Origin of the sequence: Streptomyces sp. NPDC006872, assembly GCF_040635845.1 — a bacterium.
Classification (GTDB): Bacteria; Actinomycetota; Actinomycetes; order Streptomycetales; family Streptomycetaceae; genus Streptomyces.
The window spans coordinates 18405-43017 of the sequence record NZ_JBEYIL010000038.1 but is presented as its reverse complement, the minus strand read 5'-3'; the positions used below and the strand labels follow the sequence as shown (position 1 = coordinate 43017).

At 68.9% G+C, this 24613-nt stretch carries 23 protein-coding genes and 1 pseudogene; 18 read left to right on the top strand and 6 right to left on the bottom strand.

All coding sequences use genetic code 11. The features are described from left to right. Nucleotides 1–282 precede the first annotated feature (282 nt). The 3 genes from ABZ725_RS51185 to ABZ725_RS51175 all read left to right on the top strand — a co-directional run bounded on the left by ABZ725_RS51185 (nucleotide 283) and on the right by ABZ725_RS51175 (nucleotide 3670). Entirely contained in the window at nucleotides 283–1230 is a 948-nt protein-coding gene (locus ABZ725_RS51185; protein ID WP_358809233.1) for a helix-turn-helix domain-containing protein, read from the top strand. Between the two features lie 420 nt (nucleotides 1231–1650). Further along, nucleotides 1651–2328: a response regulator transcription factor gene (locus tag ABZ725_RS51180; RefSeq protein WP_358809236.1), complete on the top strand. Its 678-nt coding sequence runs from the start codon at nucleotides 1651–1653 to the stop codon at nucleotides 2326–2328. 25 nt (nucleotides 2329–2353) lie between these two features. Continuing rightward, nucleotides 2354–3670, top strand: coding sequence for an ATP-binding protein (locus ABZ725_RS51175; RefSeq protein WP_358809232.1), 1317 nt, complete (start codon nucleotides 2354–2356; stop codon nucleotides 3668–3670). Nucleotides 3671–4121: 451 nt separating this feature from the next. Here the strand turns inward: ABZ725_RS51175 and ABZ725_RS51170 are convergent, their stop codons facing one another. Continuing rightward, on the bottom strand, nucleotides 4122–4475 hold the full coding sequence (locus ABZ725_RS51170) for a winged helix-turn-helix transcriptional regulator (protein WP_358809231.1): 354 nt from the start codon (nucleotides 4473–4475) through the stop codon (nucleotides 4122–4124). Between ABZ725_RS51170 and ABZ725_RS51165 the strand changes: the two genes are divergently transcribed. The 4 genes from ABZ725_RS51165 (at nucleotide 4459) to ABZ725_RS51150 (ending at nucleotide 6560) form a co-directional block, all read left to right on the top strand. Beyond that, a complete protein-coding gene (locus ABZ725_RS51165; protein ID WP_358809230.1) occupies nucleotides 4459–4668 on the top strand; it encodes a hypothetical protein in 210 nt (69 codons plus the stop codon). The two genes, ABZ725_RS51170 and ABZ725_RS51165, sit on opposite strands and share 17 nt — an antisense overlap. Before the next feature lie 238 nt (nucleotides 4669–4906). Continuing rightward, nucleotides 4907–5269, top strand: coding sequence for a hypothetical protein (locus ABZ725_RS51160; RefSeq protein ID WP_358809229.1), 363 nt, complete (start codon nucleotides 4907–4909; stop codon nucleotides 5267–5269). 500 nt (nucleotides 5270–5769) lie between these two features. Continuing rightward, nucleotides 5770–6195 carry a hypothetical protein gene (locus ABZ725_RS51155; protein ID WP_358809228.1) on the top strand — a complete coding sequence of 142 codons (426 nt, stop codon included), beginning with the start codon at nucleotides 5770–5772 and terminating at the stop codon, nucleotides 6193–6195. 188 nt (nucleotides 6196–6383) lie between these two features. Beyond that, nucleotides 6384–6560 (top strand): aquaporin, encoded by a 177-nt coding sequence (locus tag ABZ725_RS51150; protein ID WP_358809227.1) that lies wholly within the window; start codon nucleotides 6384–6386, stop codon nucleotides 6558–6560. Nucleotides 6561–6768: 208 nt separating this feature from the next. Here the strand turns inward: ABZ725_RS51150 and ABZ725_RS51145 are convergent, their stop codons facing one another. After that, on the bottom strand, nucleotides 6769–7722 hold the full coding sequence (locus ABZ725_RS51145; RefSeq protein ID WP_358809226.1) for an AraC family transcriptional regulator: 954 nt from the start codon (nucleotides 7720–7722) through the stop codon (nucleotides 6769–6771). A 172-nt stretch (nucleotides 7723–7894) separates the two neighbouring features. On the opposite strand from ABZ725_RS51145, the gene ABZ725_RS51140 reads away from it, so the two are divergent. The 3 genes from ABZ725_RS51140 to ABZ725_RS51130 all read left to right on the top strand — a co-directional run bounded on the left by ABZ725_RS51140 (nucleotide 7895) and on the right by ABZ725_RS51130 (nucleotide 10957). Continuing rightward, a complete protein-coding gene (locus tag ABZ725_RS51140; protein WP_358809225.1) occupies nucleotides 7895–8485 on the top strand; it encodes a flavodoxin family protein in 591 nt (196 codons plus the stop codon). Between the two features lie 605 nt (nucleotides 8486–9090). Continuing rightward, the gene (locus tag ABZ725_RS51135) at nucleotides 9091–9753 is read left to right on the top strand and encodes a transposase (RefSeq protein ID WP_358809224.1); all 663 of its coding nucleotides are present in this window, start codon (nucleotides 9091–9093) and stop codon (nucleotides 9751–9753) included. A 139-nt stretch (nucleotides 9754–9892) separates the two neighbouring features. Next, nucleotides 9893–10957, top strand: a complete 1065-nt coding sequence (locus tag ABZ725_RS51130; RefSeq protein ID WP_358809223.1) for a S8 family peptidase — start codon at nucleotides 9893–9895, stop codon at nucleotides 10955–10957. A 392-nt stretch (nucleotides 10958–11349) separates the two neighbouring features. On the opposite strand, the gene ABZ725_RS51125 is transcribed toward ABZ725_RS51130, so the two are convergent. Next, nucleotides 11350–12312, bottom strand: a complete 963-nt coding sequence (locus tag ABZ725_RS51125) for an ArsR family transcriptional regulator (RefSeq protein WP_358809222.1) — start codon at nucleotides 12310–12312, stop codon at nucleotides 11350–11352. Between the two features lie 714 nt (nucleotides 12313–13026). On the opposite strand from ABZ725_RS51125, the gene ABZ725_RS51120 reads away from it, so the two are divergent. From ABZ725_RS51120 to ABZ725_RS51095, 6 genes are all read left to right on the top strand, one after another. Continuing rightward, complete coding sequence (locus tag ABZ725_RS51120) at nucleotides 13027–13887, top strand: ABC transporter permease (protein WP_358809221.1); 861 nt, start codon at nucleotides 13027–13029, stop codon at nucleotides 13885–13887. Then, a complete protein-coding gene (locus tag ABZ725_RS51115) occupies nucleotides 13884–14681 on the top strand; it encodes an ABC transporter permease (RefSeq protein WP_358809220.1) in 798 nt (265 codons plus the stop codon). The genes ABZ725_RS51120 and ABZ725_RS51115 overlap by 4 nt, the downstream gene beginning before the upstream one ends. Continuing rightward, nucleotides 14674–15489 (top strand): ABC transporter ATP-binding protein, encoded by an 816-nt coding sequence (locus ABZ725_RS51110; protein ID WP_358809219.1) that lies wholly within the window; start codon nucleotides 14674–14676, stop codon nucleotides 15487–15489. Before ABZ725_RS51115 ends, ABZ725_RS51110 begins: the two co-directional genes overlap by 8 nt. Nucleotides 15490–15550: 61 nt before the next feature. Then, the gene (locus ABZ725_RS51105) at nucleotides 15551–16507 is read left to right on the top strand and encodes an ABC transporter substrate-binding protein (RefSeq protein ID WP_358809218.1); all 957 of its coding nucleotides are present in this window, start codon (nucleotides 15551–15553) and stop codon (nucleotides 16505–16507) included. A gap of 141 nt (nucleotides 16508–16648) precedes the next feature. Further along, a complete protein-coding gene (locus tag ABZ725_RS51100) occupies nucleotides 16649–17863 on the top strand; it encodes an FAD-dependent monooxygenase (protein ID WP_358809217.1) in 1215 nt (404 codons plus the stop codon). Nucleotides 17864–18226: 363 nt separating this feature from the next. Further along, nucleotides 18227–19192 (top strand): hypothetical protein, encoded by a 966-nt coding sequence (locus ABZ725_RS51095; protein ID WP_358809216.1) that lies wholly within the window; start codon nucleotides 18227–18229, stop codon nucleotides 19190–19192. A 403-nt stretch (nucleotides 19193–19595) separates the two neighbouring features. Here the strand turns inward: ABZ725_RS51095 and ABZ725_RS51090 are convergent, their stop codons facing one another. Further along, nucleotides 19596–20930: a hypothetical protein gene (locus ABZ725_RS51090; protein WP_358809215.1), complete on the bottom strand. Its 1335-nt coding sequence runs from the start codon at nucleotides 20928–20930 to the stop codon at nucleotides 19596–19598. Between the two features lie 126 nt (nucleotides 20931–21056). Then, a pseudogene (locus tag ABZ725_RS51085) lies at nucleotides 21057–21371 on the bottom strand (MerR family transcriptional regulator); the annotation flags it as partial. 287 nt (nucleotides 21372–21658) lie between these two features. On the opposite strand from ABZ725_RS51085, the gene ABZ725_RS51080 reads away from it, so the two are divergent. After that, complete coding sequence (locus ABZ725_RS51080; protein WP_358809214.1) at nucleotides 21659–22288, top strand: hypothetical protein; 630 nt, start codon at nucleotides 21659–21661, stop codon at nucleotides 22286–22288. Nucleotides 22289–22650: 362 nt separating this feature from the next. Then, nucleotides 22651–22773 (top strand): hypothetical protein, encoded by a 123-nt coding sequence (locus tag ABZ725_RS51075; RefSeq protein WP_358809213.1) that lies wholly within the window; start codon nucleotides 22651–22653, stop codon nucleotides 22771–22773. A 65-nt stretch (nucleotides 22774–22838) separates the two neighbouring features. Here ABZ725_RS51075 and ABZ725_RS51070 read toward each other — a convergent pair whose 3' ends face one another. Continuing rightward, a complete protein-coding gene (locus tag ABZ725_RS51070; protein ID WP_358809235.1) occupies nucleotides 22839–24611 on the bottom strand; it encodes an ABC transporter ATP-binding protein in 1773 nt (590 codons plus the stop codon). Nucleotides 24612–24613: the final 2 nt, after the last annotated feature.

Sequence of the window (24613 nt, the reverse complement as noted above, 5' to 3'; positions counted from 1 at the left end):
CTCCTCGTCCACGGCCGGGGCTCTCGGACCGCTCCACCGGTGTGTGGAGTCGGCTGCCCCGCGCTTGCTCTTCGATCCTGCTCCCGAACCTCCCTCCCAGGCCACGGCTCATCTGCCAGCATCCGCATCTTTTGGGCCAGAACTGTGCGAGTGGGTCCTTGCTTTCCGGTCACACGATCAGCGGCTTGATCAGGGAATTCATCCAGGCAACAACCTTGGATCAGGGCATGACGGCTTCCTGGCCTTCCCCGCGACATGGGTGTCAGACGTAATATTGCGGCCATGAACAAGCATCGGGTCATGGTCCTGGCGGTCGACGGCGTGCTGCCCATGGATCTGGGGATCCCCACGCAGATCTTCAACGCCCGTCCGAACACCCCCTACGAGCTCACCGTGTGCGGCGACACCGAGGAGGCCGTGACCACGAGCTCCGGTTTCACCCTCGGGCTGACCGCGGGTCTCGAGGCGCTCGCCGAAGCGGACACGATCATCGTCCCGGGCTTCGAGGACTTCCGGCGCCCTCCGCGCCCACGGGTGAGGGCCGCTCTCAAGCTCGCCGGCCGCGCCGGGATACGCATCGCTTCCATCTGCACCGGCGCCTTCGCCGTCGCCTCGGCCGGACTGCTCGACGGCCGCACCGTCACCACCCATTGGGCCAAGGCGGATGACCTCGAAGAGCTCTACCCCCGGCTGCGCGTCGACCGCAACGTCCTCTACATCGACAACGACACCATCCTGACCTCCGCGGGCTTCACGGCCGGCATCGACCTGTGTCTGCACCTGGTCCGCAAAGACCTCGGCGCAGCCGTCGCGAACGACATTGCCAGGGACATCGTCGCCGCCCCACACCGCGACGGCGGACAGGCCCAATACATCAACAGGACCCTCCCCACCCCCCAGGCCACCACGCTCGCCGACACCCGTGAACGGGCCCTGCTCCACCTCGAAGAAGACCTCACCATCCCCCACCTCGCCGACCATGCCGGCGTCTCCCCACGCACCCTGACCCGCCTATGGCGCCAGGAAACCGGCGTCAGCCCCCACCAATGGCTCCTGACCGCCCGCATCAACCGCGCGCGAGAACTCCTGGAGACCACCGACCTCCAGGTGGAACAGATCGCCATCCGGTGCGGCCTCGGCAGCGGCGCCAACATGCGCGCCCGATTCCGTGACGCCGTCGGCGTCACGCCCACGGCCTATCGCCGTACCTTCCAGCACCAGGCCGCCTGACGGCGAAGGCCGCGCTGCGCGGTCACAGAGTCACCCTGCTCGTCGAACTCGACATCTCGGCATCCGTGTGACCGCAGCCCGAGGCATGGTCAGGCCACAAGGCTCATGCCATCCGGTGAACCGACGCCAAAGTGACCATCGGCGTACTGTTGCGCCGTCACGCCTCGGTTCGCTGTGCCGTGGGGCGGATGACGGCGACGTCGCTGTGGGTTTCCAGGACGGTACGCAGGGATGCGTTCTCCGTGGCGAGGCGCCGGATGTCGTCCTCGTAGATGTGCAGATGGCGGGCGAGGGCGGAGGCGGTGGCCCGAGGTCGTCGCCGACAACCTGGGCCAGTCCGATCCGCCGACTGAAGGGCCGCTGAACGTCCTGAAGATCCTCTTCAGCGCCTGGCGCGACCGGTCAGGCAAGGTAGACGGCATGCGTGTGCTGGTGATGGACGACGATGCCCGTCTCGTGGAGCTGCTCCAACAGGGCCTTCGAGCGGAGGGTTTCGCGGTGGACGCCGCGAGCGACAGCCTTGACGGTCTCGCCAAGGCAGCGGCCGACAACTACGACGTGATCATTCTCGATGTCATGATGCCTGGCCTGAACGGCTACAAGGTGTGCGCCCACCTGCGTTCGATCGGCGACAACACCCCGATCCTGATGCTGACGGCGAAAGACGGTGAGTACGACGAAGCGGAAGGGCTGGAAACCGGGGCCGACGACTACCTGACGAAGCCCTTCTCCTTCGTCGTCCTCACCGCTCGCCTGCACGCCCTGATGCGCCGCGCGCGCCCGGAGCGGCAGATCGTCCAGCACTTCGGGGACCTGGAGATCGACACAGGAACCCGACGCTGCCGCCGCACAGGCACGGACATCGCCCTCACTCCTCGGGAGTTCGACGTCCTGACGCTGCTCGCGGCAACGCCGGACATCGCCATCAGCAAGGCCGCCATCCTGGACCGGGTCTGGGACAGCGCGTACGAGGGCGGCCCGAACATCGTGGAGGTCTACGTCAGTGCTCTTCGCCGGAAAATCGACCGGCCCTTCGGCCGGGCCAGTATCGAAACCGTGCCCGGCGGGGCCTACCAGCTCCGCTCCGACGGAGCCTGACCGCGGCCACCGCCGGCGCCGGCGCGTGTGGCTGCGGCCGCAGACCGTGCGCGGCCGGGCCACCGCCGCCGTCGCACTCGTCGCCAGCCTTGCCCTCGCCGCCTGCTCGGTGGTCCTGCTCTACGCCGTCCACACCAACCTGGTCGCCTCCGCACAGAACACAGCCCGCGACCACGTCGACAAGGCAGCCCACCAACTAGGCTCAGGGATGCCTCCGGCCGACGTGCAGGCTGCTCTGCCGGACATCATCCTGGACACCGCGTCCTCCGTCGGCTCGTCGACCACCACATCACCAGACCAGGGGGCCAGTGCCAGCGTGGTCACGTCCACGGGGCCGATCCTGGTGCAGGCCTTCCCGAACCGTGCTCCCGCGCATACCGCCGTCATCACGCTGACTTGGGCCCTGGTCCCCTGTACCGCCCTGCTGGTCCTGTTGGTCGCCTACCTGACGTGGTACGCCATGGGCCGGGCCCTGCGACCGGTGGAGAACATCCGTGCCGAGTTCGCAGACATCACCGCCCACAGCCTCCAGCAGCGCGTCCCCGTCCCCGGCTCCAACGACGAAGTCGCCTTGCTGGCACAGACGATGAACGGCACCCTCGATCAACTCCAGAGTGCCGTCGGCCGCCTGCGGACCTTCACCTCGGACGCCTCGCACGAACTGCGCGGCCCCCTCACCACCCTGAAGGCCCGTCTCGAGCTGGCCCTGGCCCGCCCCGACCGGGCTGAATGGACCGCCGTCGGCAACGAAGCCCTGCGCGACACCACACGTCTGGAAGACATCGTCACCGATCTGCTGCTCCTTGCCCGTCTGGACGCCCGCCAGCCCCTGAAACTCCAACCCCTGCGCGTCACCGACCTCTTGCAACGGACCCTCGCCGAGCGCTACCCCCGTCAACCGGTCGTCCTCGTCACGGACTCCGCCTCCGACGAGGCGATCCTGGGCAGCCCCACGGCACTCGCCCGCCTCTTCACGAACCTCCTCGACAACGCGGTGCGCCACGCACACAGCACCGTGACCGTGGAAGTGCACCACACCGAGCGCGAGTTGGTCGTCGAGGTCAGCGACGACGGTCCCGGCATCCCCGAACCCGACCGTGAGAGGGTCTTCGACCGCTTCACACGGCTGGACAGCGCCCGTACCCGCAGCGAAGGCGGCACGGGTCTGGGCCTCGCCATCGCCCGCGACATCGCGACTGCTCACGGGGGGACGCTCACTGCCGAACCACCTCGGACCACCGACGGGGGTGCCCGGCTGCTCCTGATCATCGTCAGGCAAGACCAACCGCGCAGCACGTCGCGGCCGCGCGACCGAGGATCGGATGCGCGTGACGGCGGGTGAGTGGCCGCCGTGCTCAAGGCTCCCATGGCGTCGAGAGAGGTGTTTTGCGCTCTCTACGGCCCCGCGGTCCGGAGATGAGAGACAAGCGGCCGATTGGTCATCGACGCTGGATTCAGAACCGGTGCCCGTGCGAAGCCGGACCTGGCTGGACGGCCGTCCTGGTGAACGCTCGCGGCGGTTCACGGCGCTGGAGCGGCATCCCAGGTGACCGCGTACCTCCGGTACCCCGGACCCGGGGCCCAGGCACGCTCCAGTGAGAGGTGGATCCGATGGAAGGGGCACTCCCGATGATCCGGAAGAAGCGTCCCAGGGTCCGGCTCCGAGGCTTCCTCGGACTGTGCGATGACCGCTCGGGCAGCACGTGCCGCCCTTCGCCTGTGCGGCCCGGCTCTGGCGCCCGGAGGCGGCTGGCGCGAGGTTCCGGGCTCGGAGGGTGTGCGAGCGGGGCGGCTCAGAGCCGTATCTGAGGCGGGTGTTTGCCTCCCGCCACGGTCAGGTCCTCGAAGCGGATCTCCTCGCCGCAGGCGGCGCAGTCCGCTCGGGTATGCAGGACAGCGCCGCATCGGTGCTGGAACTCCGCTGTGGCGAGGCCGTCCCGGCAGTACGTGTCGCCCCACTCCTTGAGGGCGGCGAGCACGGGCAGCAGGGCCAAGCCCGCCTTCGTGAGGACGTATTCGTCGCGCGGCGGGTGCTCGCTGTAGCGTCGCCGCTCCACGACGCCGGCCGTCTCCAGCCGACGCAGCCGTGTGGACAGCGGCGTCGGGGAGAGTCCGACGGCGTCGGCGATCGTGGAACAGACGGCCAACGGTCACACTCAGGTCGACGGCGTCGCCGTCATCGACACGACGGCTGACACGGACGCCACGCGCAGGGTGGCGGAAGAGACGGTGCGCACGATTCTGGTCGACAACGACTTCTCCGACGTGGGCAACTATCTGGCGGGCGAGTCCTACATCCAGCACAATCCCCGTCGGCTTTCCGTCTTGTGTGCGGGCTAGGGAGAACTCCGTGGTCAAGTCTCACCGGGACCGGCCGGGTTTGTGGTCGCTCGGATCAGGACGACTTCGACGCCAGGCGTCGGGCCTGAGACGTCAGGTGCTGAAAGGGATCTTCAGGACGTTCAGCGGATCTTCAGCCGGCAGGAACGAGAGTTGCCTCGTACTCGATCCCGGGGGAACCGGGGCCGGACGCGTGCCGGTACCCCTGTCTCCCTCCACCTGCGAAGGAGTTGATCACATGAAGGTGCGTATGAACAGCATCTCGCGTCGTCGGGGTGCCATGATGGCCGGCGCACTGGCCGTACTGCTCGCCTCGGGCGGGGTTGCCGCTGCGGCCTCGACCGGCAGCAGCACCACCGAGCACCACGGCAGTACGGTCTCCGAGGCTCCCGGCAAGCCGCACCCGCAGAACATCAAGCCGGGCACCGCCGAGAAGCTGCGAGACCTCACGGTCGTCGAGGGCGGCCCCGTCACGGGCGAGAAGCCGTCCGTCGACGAGGTGCCCGGCGCGAAGCCGGAGGGCTGGCAGCTCGGGGAGGCCACGCCGGTGGAGGACGCCCCCGTCGTCGTCGGCGGCGAAGGCAACACCACGCTGCGCTAGCCGCACAGCGACAGGGCAGACGTGGGGCTGCCGCGTCGCAACCACGAAACGCCCGGCCGGAGACATCCGGCCGGGCGTTTCGCATGACATCTGCATGATATGCGGCCGACTCCGCCCGACATCTCGTCCTTCTACCCTGAGGGGATCGCCGGGAAGTCGGATTTTGACCATGGAGAGTCGTATGCGCATCCGGCAACTACAGCCTTCTGAACACAGTTTTGACGGCATCGGTCCGACCGATGCAGAGCGCCAGGTGACGGATTCCGGAAAGGACGAAGCGCGATGAGTTCTGTGGAGCGCACTCGGCTGACCTGTGCCTTCGATGCCTAGTGCGGCTGGTGCTACGGCTTCGGCCCGGCCCTGCACGAGTTCGCCGCCGCCAACGCGGACCGGCTCGAGCCGCGAGTGCTGTCCGGCGGTCTGTTCACCGGCGCGCGCACTTCCGGTGTCGGCCTACCCGCACATCCCCGGCGCCAAGGAGCGCATCACCCAACTGACCGGTGTCACTTTCGGCGACGGTTACCGGGCCGCGCTGGCGGACGGTCTGGCGCACCGAGTACCTGTGGCAGCCCGAGGACCGCGCGGTGGTGGGCGGGGTTCTGCTCTTCGCCGGCCTGCACGTGTGGACCGCCGACACCCCAACGCCGCGCGAGCGGCACGCCTGGGCCGAGACGCTCGCCGAGATGGAGCAGCTCGCCCCGCGCTTCGTGGTCGTCGGCCACCGCTCCGCCGACTCCGCCACTGACGCCTCCGTGATCGCCTACACCCGCGCCTACCTCGCCGAGTTCGAAGAGGAGCTGGCCAAGCACGGCAACGACTCCGAGGCTCTGAAGTCCGCGATCCTGGAGCGCCACCCGGACCTGGGCCTGGCGGCGGCTCTGGACCTGGGAACCAAGGTTGCCACCGGCGAGATGAGCTGGGGCTGACCCATCCTCACGACGGGCGCCGTGCGCCGGGCGGCGGGCCACCGTGACCACCACCCAGCGCACAGGCCGTCGTGGAGTTCGTCCTGGCCATCGGTGTCTTCTCTGCCGCGGCCAGCACCGTCCGCCGGGTGACGGTGGTTTCCCCGCTCGGCCGGGACCGGCCGTAGCCGCATCTTCGGCTCGCGGCCGTGGCGGTGATCGTCGGTGCGAGGCTCGCGTGGGCCTCGTCGTCTCCAGGGGGGCGTCACTCCGGCGGACACCTCGGCCCGGCCGTCACCCTCGGCCTGTGGTTGACCGGTGCCTTCCCCGGCCGCCGAGTTCCGGTGTGCATCGCCCCAGCTCGCTGGTTTCGTAGTAGGCAATAGCCTGGCCCGCCTCGCCTGGGGACCGGCGGCGGATCGCCTACGCCGCGGTCGGGCCCGACCCCGTCCGGCCCGACGCTGCGTTGTTCATCGCCGAAGCCGCGTGCTGCGCGGCGAACCTCGGCGTCATCCTGCTGCTGATGCGAACCGGCCCGTCGGCGGGCGGCCTCTGTGGGTCTCTGCCTCTTGGAGCCGCTGGTGGGAGCGGCGCTCACCGCCCAGGTCGCCTGGCGTCGGGCGCTTCGCTCCCGCCGTCCTGCGAGGAGCGGCCGCGGACCGTCGAGCGGAAGGCGATCGGAGACTGGCCGGTGCGCTGGTGGAAGAACTTGCTGAAGTTGGTCGCGCTGGTGAAGCCCAGCTGCGCCGCGATACGGGCGGCTGATTGATTGCCGTGCGCCAGGAGGCGTTTGGCTTCCAGGACGACCCGCCGGTCGATGAACTCCTTCGCCCCCACGCCTGCGCCGGCCAGCGCAGCCCTGGAGAGGGTGCGGGGTGAGTAGCCCAGAGCCTGGGCGTAGTCCTCCAGGCGGCGCGTGCGGGTGAAGTCGCGTTCGACCGCGTCACGGAAGTCGACGAAGGTCTCCCCGGGATCCGGAGCCGGGCTGCCGACCGGCGCGATGCGCTGCGAAAGGCGCAGCACCAGGACCGCCAGCAGGTGGCGCAGCACTGCCACGTGCGCTTCCAGCGAAATGCCGTGCCACTCCTGGAACTCCAACGACAGATGGTTCACTGCCATCTCCAGCGCGTGACGGTCCTCGGGGTCGGGAACCTGGAGCGCGGGGGCGTACGGATCGTCCATCCGAGCTGCGGCCACGGTGGCCGGTTCCAGGAAGTCGTCCTCGAAGAGGACCAGGGTGCCCTCGGCGTCGTCCAGATCACCCCACTGCTGTACCTGACCGGGCCGGATCCAGAGCCAGGAGCCCGGCTCGAGGGCGTAGCCGGTGAAGTCCACCGTGTGCCACAAAGAGCCGCTGGACAGCGTGATCAGATGGTGGAACGTGGGCCGTTGCGGTACCCGCAGCCCTGCTCTGCCCATATGGACGGCGGCCCGCTCTCGCAGCTCCGCCAGAGACATGATCTCGACGCCGGTCGGTGTGCCGACGGCGGATGCGAAGCCGATGTCCGCGATCTCGCGCGGTTTACTCTGTCGTTTTCTCACCGTCACCAGTAGCCACCATCACGCAAGGAACCTGGCCGGTGCCAGCGTAACCAAGAGGAGCCGTCACACCCAAGTGTCGGATTTTCACCATGACTAGTCCGCCTCCTACCTGCTTCACCTGCAAGGACGCCAATACGTTGAATCTCGAAGCTTTCAATTTTGAGCGTAGGAGGTACTTGTGACTTCGCCCATCGTGTCCATCGCCTATCACTCCGGCTACGGCCACACCGCCGTCATTGCCGAGGCCGTCCAACGTGGCGCCAAGGAGGCCGGCGCCGTCGTGAACCTGATCGCCGTCGGTGAGATCACCGACGCCCAGTGGACGCAGCTGGACGCCTCGGATGCGATCATCTTTGGCTCCCCCACCTACATGGGAACCGCTGCCACCGCTTTCCACGGCTTCGCGGAGGCCAGCTCCGAGCGTTGGTTCGGGCAGGCTTGGAAGGACAAGCTGGCGGCCGGATTCACCAACTCGGCTTCCAAGGCGGGCGACAAGCAGTCGACCCTCCAGTACTTCGCGACGCTGGCGTCGCAGCACGGTATGCACTGGATCGCGCTCGGCCTGCAGGGTGGCTGGAACTCATCCCAGGGGAGCGAGAACGATCTCAACAGGCTGGGCTTCTTCCTGGGTGCCGCCGCTCAGTCCAACTCGGATCAGGGGGCCGAGGGGGTGACGGCCAGCGACATTGCCACCGCCGAGGCGCTGGGGCGTCGTGTCGCGGATGCCGCCGCCACGTGGGTGGCCGGCCGCACCGCACGCGCCGCCTGATCGCGGGCCCGTCCGGCCTCCGGGTTCCCGTACGGAGTCGGGGCGCGCGGCAGATCCTTGGCTGGGCTGCCGACAATGCGAGTCGATGGGGTCTCCATAGGTGGAGACCCCATCGAGGTTCGTGTGCGTAGCGGGGTGTGCGACGCATATGTGACCAGCGGCATCGAGATCGACCTGGTGATGCCCTCAACTCCCTCTCTGCCACTCGATGTCGTCGATGGTGATGGCGAGGGCGGTGCCCCAGCGGGGCCGGTCAGATGTCGGCGGACTGGGGTCTTGGAAGTTGGGTCCCACACGGCCCGCCGCCAGCCGGTCATGCTGGCCGGGTAATGGCCCTGGTGGGGACCTACTGACCTTTTCGGGTTGCGTTCGGGTGGTGACGTTGGGTGATCCCTTCGTTATGCCGGTGTCATGCGGTACGCGGATGGTGGGGGGCCTGGCTGCTGAGCGGCGGGCTGCGCGTGAAGTGATCCGGCTGGAGGCCGGGCAGAGGTTCGCACGAGGTGACAGATCGTCGGACATCGCCAAGGACCTGCGGGTGAGCGAGCGTTCGGTGGAGCAATGGCGCCGGTCACAGCGAGCGGTCCGTCGCCCGGCAGCTCGGCATGACCCTCAACACGATCTTGCGCTTCTCCCGCGCCACGACTCCGGAGGAGATGTTCACCGGTCAGTGGCAAAGCCATGCGACCAGGCTCGACGACTACAAGCTCTACCTGCACGAGCGGTGGGTCGAGCGCTGCACCGTCTCCCGCCGCCTGTTCGAGGAAGTACGCGAGCGCGGCTACCCCGGCGGCGAGAACGTCGTGAAGGTCTACCTGGCCAAACTCCGCGGGGACTTTCCGCCCGCCCCGCCCCGCAAGGCTCCGTCCGTGCGGGACGTGACCAGTTGGCTCACCCGCCCTCCCGACCGTCTCACCGACGACCAGGCCCAACAGCTCAAAGCGATCCTGGCTCGCTGCCCCGCCCTCGACCGAACCGCCCACCACGTCCGCGCGTTCGCCGAGTTGATGAACGACCGCCAGGGCAAACAGGTCGACCGGTGGATCACCCAGGTCCAAGCCGACGACCTGCCCTCCCTGCACACCTTCGTCACCGGCCTGGGCCAGGACCTCGACGCCGTCGCCGCCGGCCTCAGCCTCCGCTGTAGCTCCGGAGCCGTCGAGGGCCAGAACAACAAGATCAAGATGCTGAAGCGGCAGATGTTCGGCCGTGCCGACTTCGGCCTCCTCCGCAAACGGGTCCTACTCACCGCGCGAGGCCGTTCATGATCGTGCCTTACTGGTGCGTAGCCGGTCAGGTTCCGTCGAGGGCGTGCACCGACCCGCCCGCACGCCTCGCCGGAACCGCTCGCCCCCTGTGCTCGTCTTGTGCGCTGACTGAGTACGAAACGGGCAAGTGGGGGACGTCGTGACGCGGAATGTGACGAAGGCCGGTCTTATCGCGGTGGCCATGGTGACGGTGTTCGGGGCCTCGGCCTGCGGCGGGGAAGCCGGCGCGGCGGCCTCCGGGGGCGGGGCGCCGTCCGGCTCGGCGGCGGTGCCCGACGCCGGCCTGGAGAAGCTGGCCGCACCGGCCGCGGCGGCGCGCGTCACCCGGAACGTGCCGTGGAACCTGGACATCCTGGACCAGCGGTCGCGTCCGCTGAACGGGAAGCTCACCACCACCGCCACTGGGAAGGGCGTGCACGTCTATGTGATCGACACCGGGATGGACATCGCCCACAAGGAGTTCGGCGGACGCGCCCACCTCGGCGCCGACTTCGTGGGCCCGAAGGACTCCGGTGACTGCTTCAGCGAGGAGGGGACCGGCCACGGCACGTTCGTCGCCGGCGTCATCGGCGGGGCGAAGTACGGGGTGGCGCCCAAGGCGGAGCTCGTACGGGTCCAGGGCGTCCTGTGCGAGAGCGGGGGCGGCGGTTCGTCGGCGGCGGCCGAGGCGGCGCTCGTGAAGTCGGTCAAGTGGGTCACCGCGCACGCGCAGAAGCCGGCGGTGGTGAACATGTCGCTCAACCTCGACCACCGGTCGGCGGCGCTGGAGTCCGCCGTGAAGAAGATGGTCGATGCGGGGATCCCGACGGTGGTGTCGGCCGGCAATTTCCATGACGACGCCTGCAAGCATTCGCCGGCCGGCGTCCCCGGCACGATCGTCGTGGCGGCCTCCACTTCGAACGACCGAGCGTGGAGCGACGGCGGCTCCTACGGCTCGGGTTACGGACGGTGCGTGGACCTGTACGCCCCCGGCCAGAAGGTGACCTCGGCCCTCGCCGGCGGCGGTACGGTCACGGAGACCGGCGGCGCGACGTCCTGGGCCGCACCGCACGCGACCGGCGTGATCGCGCTGTACCTGTCGGCACACCCGCACGCCACGGCCGACCAGGTCCACGTCTGGCTCGACCACACGGCCACCCGCGGTGTCGAAGGCGGCGTCCGCTCCGACACCCCCAACCGGCTGCTCAACACCGGCGGCCTCTGACCTGCCCCAGCCGCCCCGGCCGCACGGTCGCCCAAGCGCCGCGCCTCACCGGCACGGCGGGCGCAAGCCGCGCAGCCACCGCGCCGTACGCTTCGGTTCCCCTACGACGACGGCTTCCAGATCGAACCGACCGGTTTCCGTCATCGGTCTCGACAGCGTGAGAGACAGCTGCCGTCGGCCCGCACCCCGGTCGTACACCGCTGCACGGACCTGCTCGGCAAGCTCGGGCGCCGCGGCGTCCGCAGTAGCCCGGGTCAGAGCGACGAACACCCGCAACGCCGCGATCTGCGACGGCACCAGGCCGCCCCGCCGCCGAAGGAGACGACACTTCCTCGGCTACAACCTGGTGAAGCTGTGCATACCTGACTGAGGCCCACTTGGCGCTGAGGCACTCAGCCATTTGTGGTGCCGGCAGAGCCGGTGAGGAGTCCGAAGCCCAGTGGGGTGCATGTGTGCCAGACGGTCTTGCCGTCGCGGTGGGCGGTGGTGAGGTGGGCGGCGCGGAGGGCCTTGGTGTGTTCGGACACGGAGGACTTTGCCAGGTGGAGTTGGCGGGCGAGGTCGGTGGTGGTGCGTGGTCGGGTGAGCTGTTCCAGGATGGTGGCGCGGGTGCGTCCCAGCAGCGTGGCCAGGGCGTTGGCGGTGGGGTCGTCGAGTAAGGGGAGAGGGGTTACGGCCGGGTAGACCAGGAACGTTGACCTGGCGTATTTGCCGACCAAGGGCCGTCCGGTCCAGAAGACGGACGGCAGCAGGGTGATGCCGTGCCCGTTGAGTGTGGCCTCGACGTCGTCGGCGCTGTCGAACTCGAGGGTGGTGCCGTGCCAGCGGGCCCCCGGGGCGAGGCCGGCCAGCGTCGCGCGTATGCCCTGGCTGGCCAGGAGCTGGACGCGCCAGGCGCGTTCGGCGTCGAATCCGGCACGGATACGGTCCCACGAGCGGGCCAGCAAGCATTCGTGTGCTGCCCGTACGGCGTGCTCGAGGATCTGCCAGGATTCCCGGTCGCGGTCGGCCAGGAGGCGGGTCCACGGGATTGGGCGGCGGCCGCCGATGTGCACGCGGCGCAGTTCGTTGCGGACGAACGGAGTGGGGGCAGACAGGACCTGGTCGAGCCCGTCGTCGAATCCCAGACTCAGCGGGTCCAGGAACAACGGCCCCTTGGCCGTGGCGGGCATCAGTTCCAGCAGCGGCCCCGCGGAGCGCGGCAGGGCGTGGAGCGTCCGCCGCCGCCAGAGGGTGAACAGCGGGTCAGGCCGCTGCAGCGCAGCAACGGCGAGTGCCAGCTCCACCATCGGTGCCGGCTCGTCGGCGAACGTCACTTGCAGCAGATCCTCGGCAGTGAAGCACAGTCGCAGCACGGTTCCCCCTTGCCATGGTGACTCAGTTCCGGCACCGCACAGTTCGGCCAGGAGCGAATCGAATGCGTGAACCACGCTCGAACCCGATCGTGGGGCAGCGGTTCCGAGTGTGAGCCGTACGTCGGACACGAGGAAGCGGCTAACCGGCCACAGGACTACCAAGACTGCTTCCGCACGTGAGTCAAGACCAGAACAGCCTTGGCGCCAGAACATCAACTTCCTTGGATGAGGAGCCACACATGCGTTTTCGTCGAACGCTCGTGACTGCGGTTCTCGGCAGCACGCTCACTCTCGGCGCTGCCGCCGTGCCCGCCCAGGCAATGCCGAAGCAAGCCCAACCAGCCATCAGCGCCACAGCCTCCACCTGGGAGCTTTTCGTCGACTACCGCAGCTAGTGCTGCGACCGCATAGGTGTCGCGGCCTGGTGATCCTGGCCAACCGACTCGATGAGCATGCTGCCGTCTTCACCCGACCGAGTCGGCGCGATGACCGGCCGGCGCAGGGGAAACGGGTGGCACCGGCCGCGTCGTGGCCGGCCTGCAGAGTGGACCGTCGTAGTCTTCTGTGATCAGGTGTCTCTGAGTCCGGATGTCGACCATCTTCCCCAACCTCCCTACCGGGCTGGGGAATTGATCTCCACCCATGGGATTGAGCATGGACACGGCTAGACACTACCGTCGCAGGTGCATCGGTAGGGGGGCGGTGGAGGCGGACATGACTGTGGTGCGCGGTTCCGACTCCGAGAGCCGGCCGATTCGGCGTGCCGAAGACACGACAGGTGCCGCGCGTGACGCCGATGCGCGGCCCAGGCCGGTGCGGGCTGCCAAGGGGATCGGGGGTGTTGTCGGGGCCGTCTGCGTCTGGGAGATCCTGCGCGCCACCTCGGTCCTGCCGGAGACCAACGCTCCGTCCGTAGGCGCGATCTCGTCCGCGCTGTTCAACGAGATCGGCGAGGGTCCGCTTGCCACGGCCGCGGCGCAGACCACGTACGCGTGGGCCGTCGGCTTCGCCACCGCGGCGTCGATCGGCGTACTGCTCGGCACGCTGGTGGGACTCTCGCAGTGGGCTGATGCGGCCACCGGGCCGCTCTTCAACTTCCTCCGGCCGATTCCGGCGGTGGCGCTGGTACCGGTGGCCATCGTGCTGCTGGGGCTCGGGCTGCGCATGCAGACCTTTCTCATCAGCTTCGCCGCGGTGTGGCCGGTGGTGTTCAACACACGTTACGGCGTGCGGAACGTGGATCCTCTCCACCTCGACAGCGGGCGGATCCTGGGACTGCGCCGACTCGCTCTCGTCCGGCGGGTCGTCCTGCCCGGCGCATTGCCGGCCGTCTTCACAGGACTGCGGCTGGCCGCCTCCATCGCGGTGGTCGTCACCGTGGTGAGCGAACTGGTCGCCTCCGGTACCGGCCTGGGGCACTATGTCGACCTGCACCAGCAGGTCGGCGACATGCCCGAGGCGTACGCGGGGATCGTCGCCGCCGGGACGATCGGGTATCTCGTCAACGCCGCCGTTCTCGCGGCCGACCGCCTGACCGTCCGCTGGCGCGCCATCACGGTGGGAGGCGACCAGTGAGCCGCGTCCAGGGCCGGTCCCGCCGAGTCCGCCAGGCTCGCCGGGCCGTCGGCGTACTGACCACCCTCGCGGTACTGGGGATGTGGGAGGCGGTGGGGCGATCGGGCTCCGTCATGTTCCTGGAGCCGTTCTCCGTCGCCGCCCGCGGAGCCTGGGACCTAGTTTCCGGCCCCGGTCTGCGCCAGGACGTGCTGCCGTCGGCCACTCGTACCGTGGTCGGCTTCTTCGTCGGATCGTCGCTCGGCGTCGCCGCCGGCCTCCTGCTCGGGCACTTCCGTGCACTCGACCCGTGGGTACGCCCGGTCCTGGAGTTCCTCAGGGCCGTGCCGCTCCCCGCCGTGCTCCCCGTCGCGGTGCTCGCCTTCGGCCCGAACTCCGGTACGCGGGTGGGCCTGATCGCGCTCGGAGCCGTGTGGCCCGTCCTGCTCAACACCATGGACGGGGCTCGGACGGTCGACGCGGGCTTCGTGGACGCGGCGCGTGCGGCGCACGTCGGACGGTGGCGGGTGGTGAGCCGGGTGATCTGGCCGGCCTGTCTGCCGCAGGTCTTCGCGGGGCTGCGGATCGCCCTCGGCATCTCACTGATCATGATGGTGATCAGTGAGATGGTCGCCTCGACGAGTGGTCTGGGCTTCTTCGTACTTCAGGCCCAACGAGCGTACGCCTTCCAGGACATGTACGCCGGCATCCTCGTCCTGGGCCTGCTCGGTGGCCTGTTCACCCTGTTGTTCACCGTTGTCGAGTACCACGTGCTGGCCTGGTACGAGGGACAGAAGGGAATCGGCCGTGGCTGAGGGGGACCTCGCCCGGGACACCGGGGCGGCGTTCGCGCGCAGTGTGCTGGAGGTGGACCGGCTGGCGAAGGTGTACGCCGCGTCCCGCTCGTCCGCCGCCGGCACCGAGGCGATCGCCGACCTGACGTTCAGCGCCGCCCGGGGTGAGTTCGTGGTGCTGGTCGGCCCCTCCGGATGCGGCAAGACGACACTGCTGCGCTGTCTCGCCGGACTCGACAGGCCGTCCTCCGGCGCGATCCGGCTGGACGGGCGGGCCGTGCAAGACGTACAGCACTCCCTCGCCGTGGTCTTCCAGGAGTACACGCGCAGCCTGTTCCCCTGGCTCTCCGTGCGCCGCAACGTCGAGTTCGGGCTGCATGCCCTGCACCGCCGGGAGCGCGCCGCCCGGGTGGCCGACTCTCTGGGGCACGTCGGGCTCACCGAGTTCGCGGACCACTATCCGTGGCAGTTGTCCGGGGGCATGCAGCAGCGCGTGGCGATCGCCCGGGCCATCGCCTCCCGGCCGTCCTATCTGCTGATGGACGAGCCCTTCGCCTCCGTGGACGCGCAGACCCGTGCCCAACTGGAGTCCATGGTCCTGGATCTGTGGCGTGAGTTCGGCTGGACCGTCCTGCTCGTCACCCACGACATCGACGAGGCGATCTTCATGGCGGACCGGGTGCTGGTCCTGTCGCGCCGTCCGAGCCGTGTGCTGCGCACGGTGACGGTTGACCTCGATCGGCCCCGCGATCAGGTGGAGACACGGGCCCTCCCGGAGTTCCAGCAGTACCGCAAGGAGATCTTCGGACTCATCGGCACGGCGGGATGAACATCCACCCGCGTTCCCACTTCTGACCCGGCTGAACCGCCCGGGTCCATAGGAGGCACTCGTGAAACGGTTCCTGCCCGCGTTGCTCGCACTTCCCCTGCTGCTCGCCACCGCTTGCGGTGACGACTCGCCCAGCTCCTCCTCGTCCTCCGGAGGCCTCACGAAGATCACTGTCGCCAACGCGGCGGTGACCAACTCCGCCTCCTTGGTGCTGGGCGTCGAGAAGGGTTTCTTCCGCTCCGAGGGCCTGGACGTGAAGCTCAGGGACACTCCGCCCGCCTCGACACAGGCCGCCGTCGTCAGCGGCGACGCGCAGTTCGGCTTCACCAATGTGCCGGCCATCCTTGCCGGCGCCTCCAACGGCCTTCCGGTGCGGATCGTGGGCCCGGCCGGCAAGTTCGCCCGTGACAACGACAAGGTGCACATCCAGGTCGTCGTACCGAAAGACTCCCCGATCCGCTCCGTCAAGGACTTGGAGGGCAAGAAAGTCGCGGTGGACACCCTCTACCAGCTGCCTCACCTGAGCTTCATCGTCTCGGCGCGCAAGACCGGCGTGGACACGGACACGATCAAGTTCGTGGAGACGCCGTTCTCGGCCATGGCCGACGCGCTCGCCAAGGGCCAGGTCGACGCCACCGACCTGGCGGAACCCTTCCTGTCGGCAGCACTGCAGAAGGGAGACCGCAGCGTCCTGTCCAACGGCTCCGGTTTCGAACCGGAGACCGTGCAGACCATGTGGATCACCTCCGCCTCGTACCTGGCAGGGAACAAGGCCACGGTCGACAAGTTCACGCGGGCGCTGAAGAAGTCCAACGAATACGCCGCCACCCACGACACCGAAGTCCGACAGGCCATCACCACGTACACGAAGACATCCGAGCAGCAGAGCAAACAGCTCCTGATGCCGCACTTCTCGGCCACGACGGACCGCGACAACTTCCAGACGTACCTCACGACCATGAAAGACCTGAAGGTCATCAAGAACGACGTCGATCTGGACGAACTCTTCATCAGGTAGCCCCACTGCTTCGGTGGACGTTGGTGTCTTCGGGGTCTGCTCCGAGGCTCACCCTGGGCAGCGGGGTCCCGCGGAGGGCTGCCGAACCCGTTCCCCGTATGCCGGCCCTGTGCCGAGCGCCCGAACCGAGGAGCCGTGAGGATGACAGCGTCCACTACCGCACCGCCGAGGATCGCCGTGCTGGGCGGCGGTGTCGGTGGCCTCGCCACGGCGGGGTTCCTGCGCCGCGCCGGGCTGCCCAGCACGGTGTACGAGCAGGCGCCCCGTCGCACGGAGGTGGGTGCGGGGGTAGTGGTGGCGCCGAACGCCGCCCGTCAGCTCCGCAGACTGAAGGTGCTCGACGTGTTCCGCGAGCGGGCGGTGCGGCTCGACACCGGCTGGGAGTTCAGGCGCTGGCAGGACGGGACGGTCCTGTCCTCGGAGGACCTGTCAGCCGCCTGTGAACGGCTCTACGGCGAGCACACCTACACCGCGCACCGGGCGGACCTGCTGACCGCCCTCATGTCATCCGTGCCGGACGACAGCGTCCGGCACGGTCACGAATGTATCGGCCTGGACCACAAGGGCGACGCGCTGCGGCTCCACTTCACCCACGGGAGACAGGCCGAGGCCGACGTCGTGATCGGCGCCGACGGGGTCCACTCCGTCGTGCGCGGCACGCTTTTCGGCACCTCACCCGCGACCTACTCGGGTCTCTGCGCCTTCAGGGCCCTGGTGCCCGCCGAGCGGGCCCCGCGCTTCGCCCGCCGCCCGGCCCAGACGCTGTGGATCGGTCCCGACCACCACCTGGTCCACTACCCCGTCTCAGCAGGTGCGCTGGTCAACCTGGTTGCTGTCGCGCCCGCGGGCGACTTCACCGTCGAGTCCTGGGCGGCCACCGCCACTGTCGCGGAGTTCCTTGCCGAGTTCGACGGCTGGGACCAGCGGCTGACCGACCTCATCAGCGCCGCCGGTACGCCCGGCCGCTGGGCGCTGCTGGACCGGGCACCCCTGTCCCGGTGGTCCGAGGGAAGAGTGACACTGCTCGGTGACGCCGCGCACCCGATGCTTCCCTTCCTCGCCCAAGGCGCCGCCCAGGCGATCGAGGACGCGGCGGCGCTGGCCCGGTGCCTGGCCGTCGGCATCGACGACCCGCCCGCGGCACTACGCAGATACGAGCAGCTGCGCCTGCCACGCACCACCCGGCTGCAGAGCGCCAGCCGCGACCGCGCGCACAGCAACCATCTCCCGGACGGCACCGAACAGCAGGCCCGCGACAAGGCCTACGCCCGGCAGGACCCGCTCGTCGCCAACCGCTGGGTCTACGCATACGATCCCGACGCCGAACTGGGCGACTCGGAAGCCGCTCAGGAGTGAAGTGAACGGGCGACGGCGCGAGGAACAGCATCTACGGCTGCACCGGATCCGGTCCGGCTGGGCGGAACAGCCGTGCCCTTCTCGGCAGTGGCGGCCGGGCCGGTAATGGCCCGCTCGCGGAAGGCAGTTGTCGTTGCACAGCCTTGGCCCCTGAAACTTGGCGGCCCGAGGTCTCCCAAGCACCGCGCCACAGCATCAACAGTGGTTGAGAAGCTGTGAACGGACCCTTGGCGCCCGCCGCGAAAGGCTGCGCAACGAGGGTTCGTTCATGAGCCTGAGCGCGACATTTGGCCTGCGATACGTTGTTCGGAGTGCACACCGCTCCGGATAGCAGTCGGCCTGACCGGGGGTTAGCCTCAGCGGATGACTCCTGCGCCGCCACCGAAGGTCATCACGCGCTACCGCGACGGCCGGATCCATGCCTACGTCGTGGACTCCGGTGCCTACGGGACTCTGGAGCCCGCCGCGGTTTTCCAGCCCCGGGCCGGCGACGAGGTCGTGGAGTCGGTGGTCCGGCACGATCTGGAGCAGGTCGTGTACACGACGCTGAACGGTGTCGTCTGCCTCACACGTGCCGGCGACCTGGTGTGGGCTTCGGACTTCGAGCCGCACTCTGACGTACGCCATGGCCACCGGCCTGGGTGTGCGATGTCTCTGGACGGTCGGACGGTGTGGGTCTACCGTCCGGACGCGATGGCGGGACGCGGTGGCGGAGACCAGTGGGTCGTACACGACGCCGAGAGCGGTCAGATCCTCACCCGCCGGGAGCTGGAGACGGTCGGGCACGGCGCCGGCCACCACGTGCACTCCGCGGACGGCAGCGTCTACCTCGACATCGGTGAGGGCCAGGACGGCTCCGTCATTCTCCGGGGTACGGCCGGGGCGGGTGGAGAGCCGGAGTTCGTGACGTACCCGTGGTCGGACCGCTGCCTGATCGACCTGGCACCGTCCGGGGAGCAGTTCATGACCGTCGACCACGACCAGGCGGACGTGGCCTTTCACCACCACCCCAACGGGGATGTGCTCTTCACCCTCCCCGTCGAGGCCTTCGGGTACGACCCGGAGGAGTCCTTCGTGGAATGGAGCGGCGGCTACCTGACCGACGACACGGCCGTCGTCACCTTGGGCGGTGAGAGTCAGGACGAGGAGGAGTGGTTCCGCTACCACTTGGTCGACGTGCGCACAGGCATGCTCAGCGGTGAATTCACCGTCGAGGTGAGCAACCCGTACGAGCTGGTGCCCTTGGGCGACGGTTCCTGGCTCACCGACGGCCCCGACGGTCACCCCGTCCGTTGGTCTCGTGAAAAGAGGAGGCCCGTCCCATGGTGATCGCGGCGGCCGGCGCAGCGGTGCGCACCCGCGGGAAAGCCTGCGGGCGAGCAGTACCTCGCCTCCCGGCCCAGGCGGCTGCGCAACCAGAACTGCGGATGCGCAGCCGGCCGCCGAGGGCGCAGCCCGCGCAGGAAGCCGGGGACACAGCTTTGGAGCGGAAGGACTTCATGGAGAAGGCCGGCCCGGCTGCGATCGGCGGAGCGCTCCGGCGCGAACATGTTCAAGAGGCGGGCGTGTCAATGCGATCTTGAACCTGGCTTGGCTGCCGTGGCAGCGGCTGACTTGGTCAGGGCGTAACGTGCCCGGTGCTTGATGCGGCGCCTGATGCTGTGCGCTGCGGCCAGCGTCAGTGCTGCTGCGAGACTTCCCAGGAACTCCGCCGCTGCTGAGCTGAGAATGTTCACCGGCCGGCCACCGGCACCGGGGCGGACGATTTCACCGTACTACGGCGCGCTCCCAGCCGTTTGAGCTTGCGGCGCACCCGTTCCCCGAAAGCCTCCGGATCGCCGGCACCGCCCTCCGCTGCGGCCTGGGCCCATGTCATGCGCTGCATAGCGTAGGTCATGGCTACGGCTCTCTCCGAGGGCGTCAGGTGCGTGAGAACGGTCCGGATGCGGGGGTCTTCCACCTCCCCGAGCATCAGATGGTCCTCAGGGCGTCGGTGGTCGGTGATCACGTCTCTCAGTGACACGCCCGGGGTCACAGGCTCGTCCAGCAGGCGCACCCGGCGGCCGCTGGATTTTCGTTCCCAGAGCGGTTGCAGGCAGCGATGTGCCCGGTCGGTGTGACGATGGAGCAGTTCCATGATCTCGGCGTCGTTGCTCAGGTGCCTGCCGAGAGCTTCGACCCAGTCACAGAGAAGGGCCATCTCGACGGCCGAGCGCCATTGTTGCGGCCTGCTGAGGCCGAGCCATGCCCGGGAGAACTCGTCCACGGCTGCCGTGTCACCTTCGATACAGGCGTTGCGCGCTACCAGCGCGGCCATGACGGCCTCGCGGGTCGTGAAAGCCTGAGGTCCGCCGAGCTGTTGGGCCAGTGTGTGCAGGACGGCGGCGATGAAATTCACGGGGGAGTGCCTGGCGTCAGTATCCCTTTCCCTGTCGTCCCCCCTCAGCATCAGCGCGCCCATGACGTCCTGGACGAAGTACCCGTCCCGCTTCTCGTCAATGTTCACGGCGTGATCAGGGAGCCCCTGTGTCCTCCACATGCGCGCCATCTCGTAGTAGAAGTGATGCACGGCGCGCCTGCCGGTTGCCTGCTCACTGCCGCTGGGCGCGGATTCCCGCCGTTGCCTGGCCATCCGGCGCAGCCGTTCGAACACCCGGGAAGCTGCGGGCCGGGTTTGCACCAGCCAGGTCTTACCGCGCAGGGACAGCGGCTCGACGGGCAGTGCATACGCGGCCTCGTGCACGGCCGGCCGTGCCGGGCGCGACTGAGGGGACGGGCAACGCGATTGTCCGTCGCGGGGGCAGTCTGGGCACAGATAGCGAAGGTAGGCCTTCCTGTCCAACAACTGCTCCTGCGCGTACCGGATGAACAGGATCGTCCGCAGCGCCAGCGCTACGGGCCGTGGCGCTCGCTTGTCGGTATGCGGGGCGAAGCGTGCGGGCAGCCGGGTGGCTCGGTCCTGGGTGTCGGCCAGCAGACCGAGTACCCAGCTCTCCATCGAAGCGTGGAGCGTTGAGACGTCGGCATGGTCATCGTCGTCAAGGTCCGAATAACACAGGAGGGCCATGTGATGCTCCTTGCTCGTGGCGCGTGTTGAGGGTGCTACCTCTATGGCCCGGCCTGGAGGCGAACCGGCAATCACCCCTCACCTTGGCTTTGTGATCTGCGTCACATTGATGATGTGTACTTCCTGGCTCATGGAGTCAGCCTCCCGCCTGTCAGAGCTGAGGTCGGCCCCGTCCTCGCCGTCATCGGCGGTAGCAGGGTGCAAAGTGTCCCAGGCGTCGAAGAGGGCATCGTCGTCCTTCCCCAGGCCGGACTCCTCGATGACGGCCTGCAGGGCGCTTTCGAAGGCGTGCCGCTCGACAGCCACTTGAACCACCCGTGGATCATCGACGGCGACGCTGTCATCGAGTGCCTCCTCGGCGTCATCGATGCGGTCGGAATCCTCCCGCAGAGCGGGATGCGTGGCCAGGACGACGAACCGGGTGGCCTGGACGGCCGCGCCTGCCGGGGCATCCGCACGACGGCAGCCGAGGACGCCGCGAGCGCCGTCAACTCCACCAAGTCCTCGGTGCATTGGCGGCGCACCAACTGGGCGGTCAGCTCGATGTGGTTGAACGCGGTGTCCAGCGAGGCGCGCTCCATCAGGGCCCGTTGACGATGCGGGTCGAGGACGATGCCGGTCAGCCGCTTCAGATCGCCGGCGCTGTGCAGCATGCGCGGGTAGTCGTAGAGCAGGTAGGACGGGGTGTCCGAGGGCCACTCCTGGTCGCGATAGCCATCCGCCCACTCGTGCAGTTGCCTCTCGAACCCGGTCACATCGCCCAAGGCGATCAGGGCTTCCTGACGAAGCTCCTCGTGGCCCAGCGCGTGGACGTGCGGGGTGGCGTGAGAATCGGGCAGCAGGACCTGGCCGTGGCTCCCCGGTGCGAAACTGCGGCCGGTGATCCCCCGCAGGAGCCGGTCCACCCGGTACGGCCGTACCCCGACGAGACGGGCCAGGTCGGCGGACGTCAGACCGCCGCGGGACGTCACCAGCAATCCGAGCAGCGGGACCCCGACCGCTTCGTCGTCCAGCAGCCGCCGCAGCTCATGCCGGGCCAGGACGCTGAGGCCCGTGGCGTGAGACCACGGCGCGAGCGTCCGGATGACGTCCCGGGCCCGGAGAGGGTGGTCGTCTGGAACGTCGTCCGGCACGGACGGAGCGGGTCGGCTCGTGACCACCACTCGCATCCCAGCGGGCGGGAACCTTGGCAGCAGGGCGGCAATGTTCGGCCCACCGGAAGCGGCTCCCTGGTCCTCGTCCAGGCCGTCCACAATCAGCACCAGCGCCGTCCCCGGTTCTGGCACGTCTCCGCCGCGGCCCGGCACAGTCCGGACAAGTCCTCGGGACGGCTTTCCGCTGCTGCGACCTCCCGCTGAGCGATCAGCGCCAGTTGCCGCATCACCGTCTCGAGGAATACCGACTGGTCGTTGCGACCCACGACGCGAATACGCGTGCCCGAACTGCCGTATCCGGCTCGGGCCTTGTCCTCCAGGGCTCGCAGAGCGTCGTACAGCTCACGGGCCTTGGACGACTCGTCCACCCGCGCCACCTTTCCCCTGTGCCCGCCTGCCCTCCGCTGCCCGCGTCGGGGCCGGCGGGCACGCCGATGACCAGGAGCGTAGAGGCAGTTCTCCCGCCTTGCCCTCCCTTTCGGACAGTCACCACCCCCACGCGGAACCGATCTCCACGTCCGGCCGGCCGGCCGGACGGCAGCCATCGAGGAGAGGAACACGTCACAATGACCACGCCCATCGCCCGAAAGCTGGGCCATGCCGCGCTCTTCAGCCTGGTCCGCGGCGCGTGCTGGGCCCTGGGCTCAGCACGCGTGGCGGGCATCGTGTGGTGGATCCAGCAGCGGTAGCCCGTAGAGAGGTGTGCCCGAGGCCGGCACCGGCCCCGGGCACACCCGCGATCGGGTGACGCAGGTCAGCGATCTTGAGCGAGTGCGTGCAGTTCGCCTACGAGGCTGCCCTCCGTCGCGATCAGCTGATCGAACGTGCCCTGTTCCCGGATCCGGCCGCCGTCCAACGCGATGACCCAGTCGGCGAGCCGTACGTTGTCGAGGCGGTGGGTCACCACCACCGTGATCCGGTCCTGCTTGCACTCCCGGAGCTGGTGGAAGACCTGGTGCTCACCGCGCGCGTCCATCTCGCTGGTCGGCTCGTCGAGGATGAGGACGGCGGGCTGCCGGTGCAACGCTCTGGCGCAGGCGACGCGCTGCCACTGCCCGCCGGACAGTTCATGTCCGCCCCACACCGATCGTGCCAGCAGGGTGTCGAGCCGGTCGGGGAGCGCGCGCAGCACGTCGCCCATGCCGACGCGGTCGGCGGCTTCCCAGACCCGTTCGTCGCCGTGCTCGCGGGGCTGGCCCAGGGTGATGTTCTCGCGGGCGGCCAGGGGCCAGCGGCCGTGCCGTTGCGGGACGAGGCCGACGTGCCGCCAGACCGATTCGGCGTCGGCGGTGGCCAGGTCGGTCTCGTCCCACAGAACTCTGCCGCCGTTGTCCGCCACGATCAGGCCGGCCAGCAGCCGCACGAGCGTGGACTTGCCGGCGCCGTTCTCGCCCACGAGCGCGATCAGCATCCCCCGGCGCAGGGTGAGGGAGACGGAGTGCAGCGTCGGCTTGTCCTCGCCGGGGTAGGTGTACGAGGCGTTGTCCAGGGTCACTTCGTGCGGGGCGTCGGCCTGGGTGTCGCCGCGTTCGGCCGTCATGGACTGGTAGGCGGCGATGAACGCGTAGTAGTCGTGCAGGTAGAGGCCGTGGTGGAACATGACCGCGGAGTACCTGACCAGGCTGTTCAGGGCGCGTCCGGAGGTCTGGGAGGCGACGATCGCCGTCCCGGCGGCGGCCGTGCTCATCGCGCCGGCCAGGACCAGGCCCGCGAGCGAGGCCCACATACCCACCGTGAACAGTCCGGAGAGGGAGGCAGCGAGCAGGGTCACCAGCAAGTACGGCCGGGAACCCGCCAGTTCACGCCCGACGACCCTGTCGCACATCGTGCGGTACCAGTAATACAGGTACGGACGCATCGTGTTGGCGCGCAGCTCGTCGGCGAGCTCGCTGGTCGTCAGCCACCACCGCATCATCGACCGGACATTTCTGGCCGACAGGGTGCGGTCGTGGACCCGGTAGTCGATCCGGGCGGCGATCACGCCACCGAGACCGCGGGGGACGACGGACAGCACCAGGACGCCGAGCAGCAGCGGATGGAGGCTGGTCAGGACGCTCGCGGCGGAGACGAGCTGGACGAACCCCTGAGTAAGGGTCTTGGCGTCGTCGGCCAGGTCGACGGCGCGCATGGACCCGATCTCGGCGGCCTGGCTCGCGTCCTTGAAGCCCTCCTGGTCGTAGGCGGACAATTCGACGCGCATGTGCAGGTCGATCATGGTCAGGTCCGCGGCGGCGGCGATCTGCGGATTGAGCCGACGGGTGGCCCAGTCCGCCAGGATCCACGCCGCGGCACCGCCGGCCATCGCCACCACCGCGGTCGAGAGCGCGGGCCACGCCGCCCTCAGCCCGGCACGCGGGTCGTCGGCGCCGAGCAGCGGCCCCAGGGCGTGGGAGACGGACGTCAGCATGATGAAGGTGCCGATGCCGGACAGCAGTTGGCACACCATGATGGTGATGACCATGCGACGGTCCACGGACCAGGCCAGCCGGGCGGTCTGTGCCAGGGCCTGCGGGATGCGGCGGGCCATCT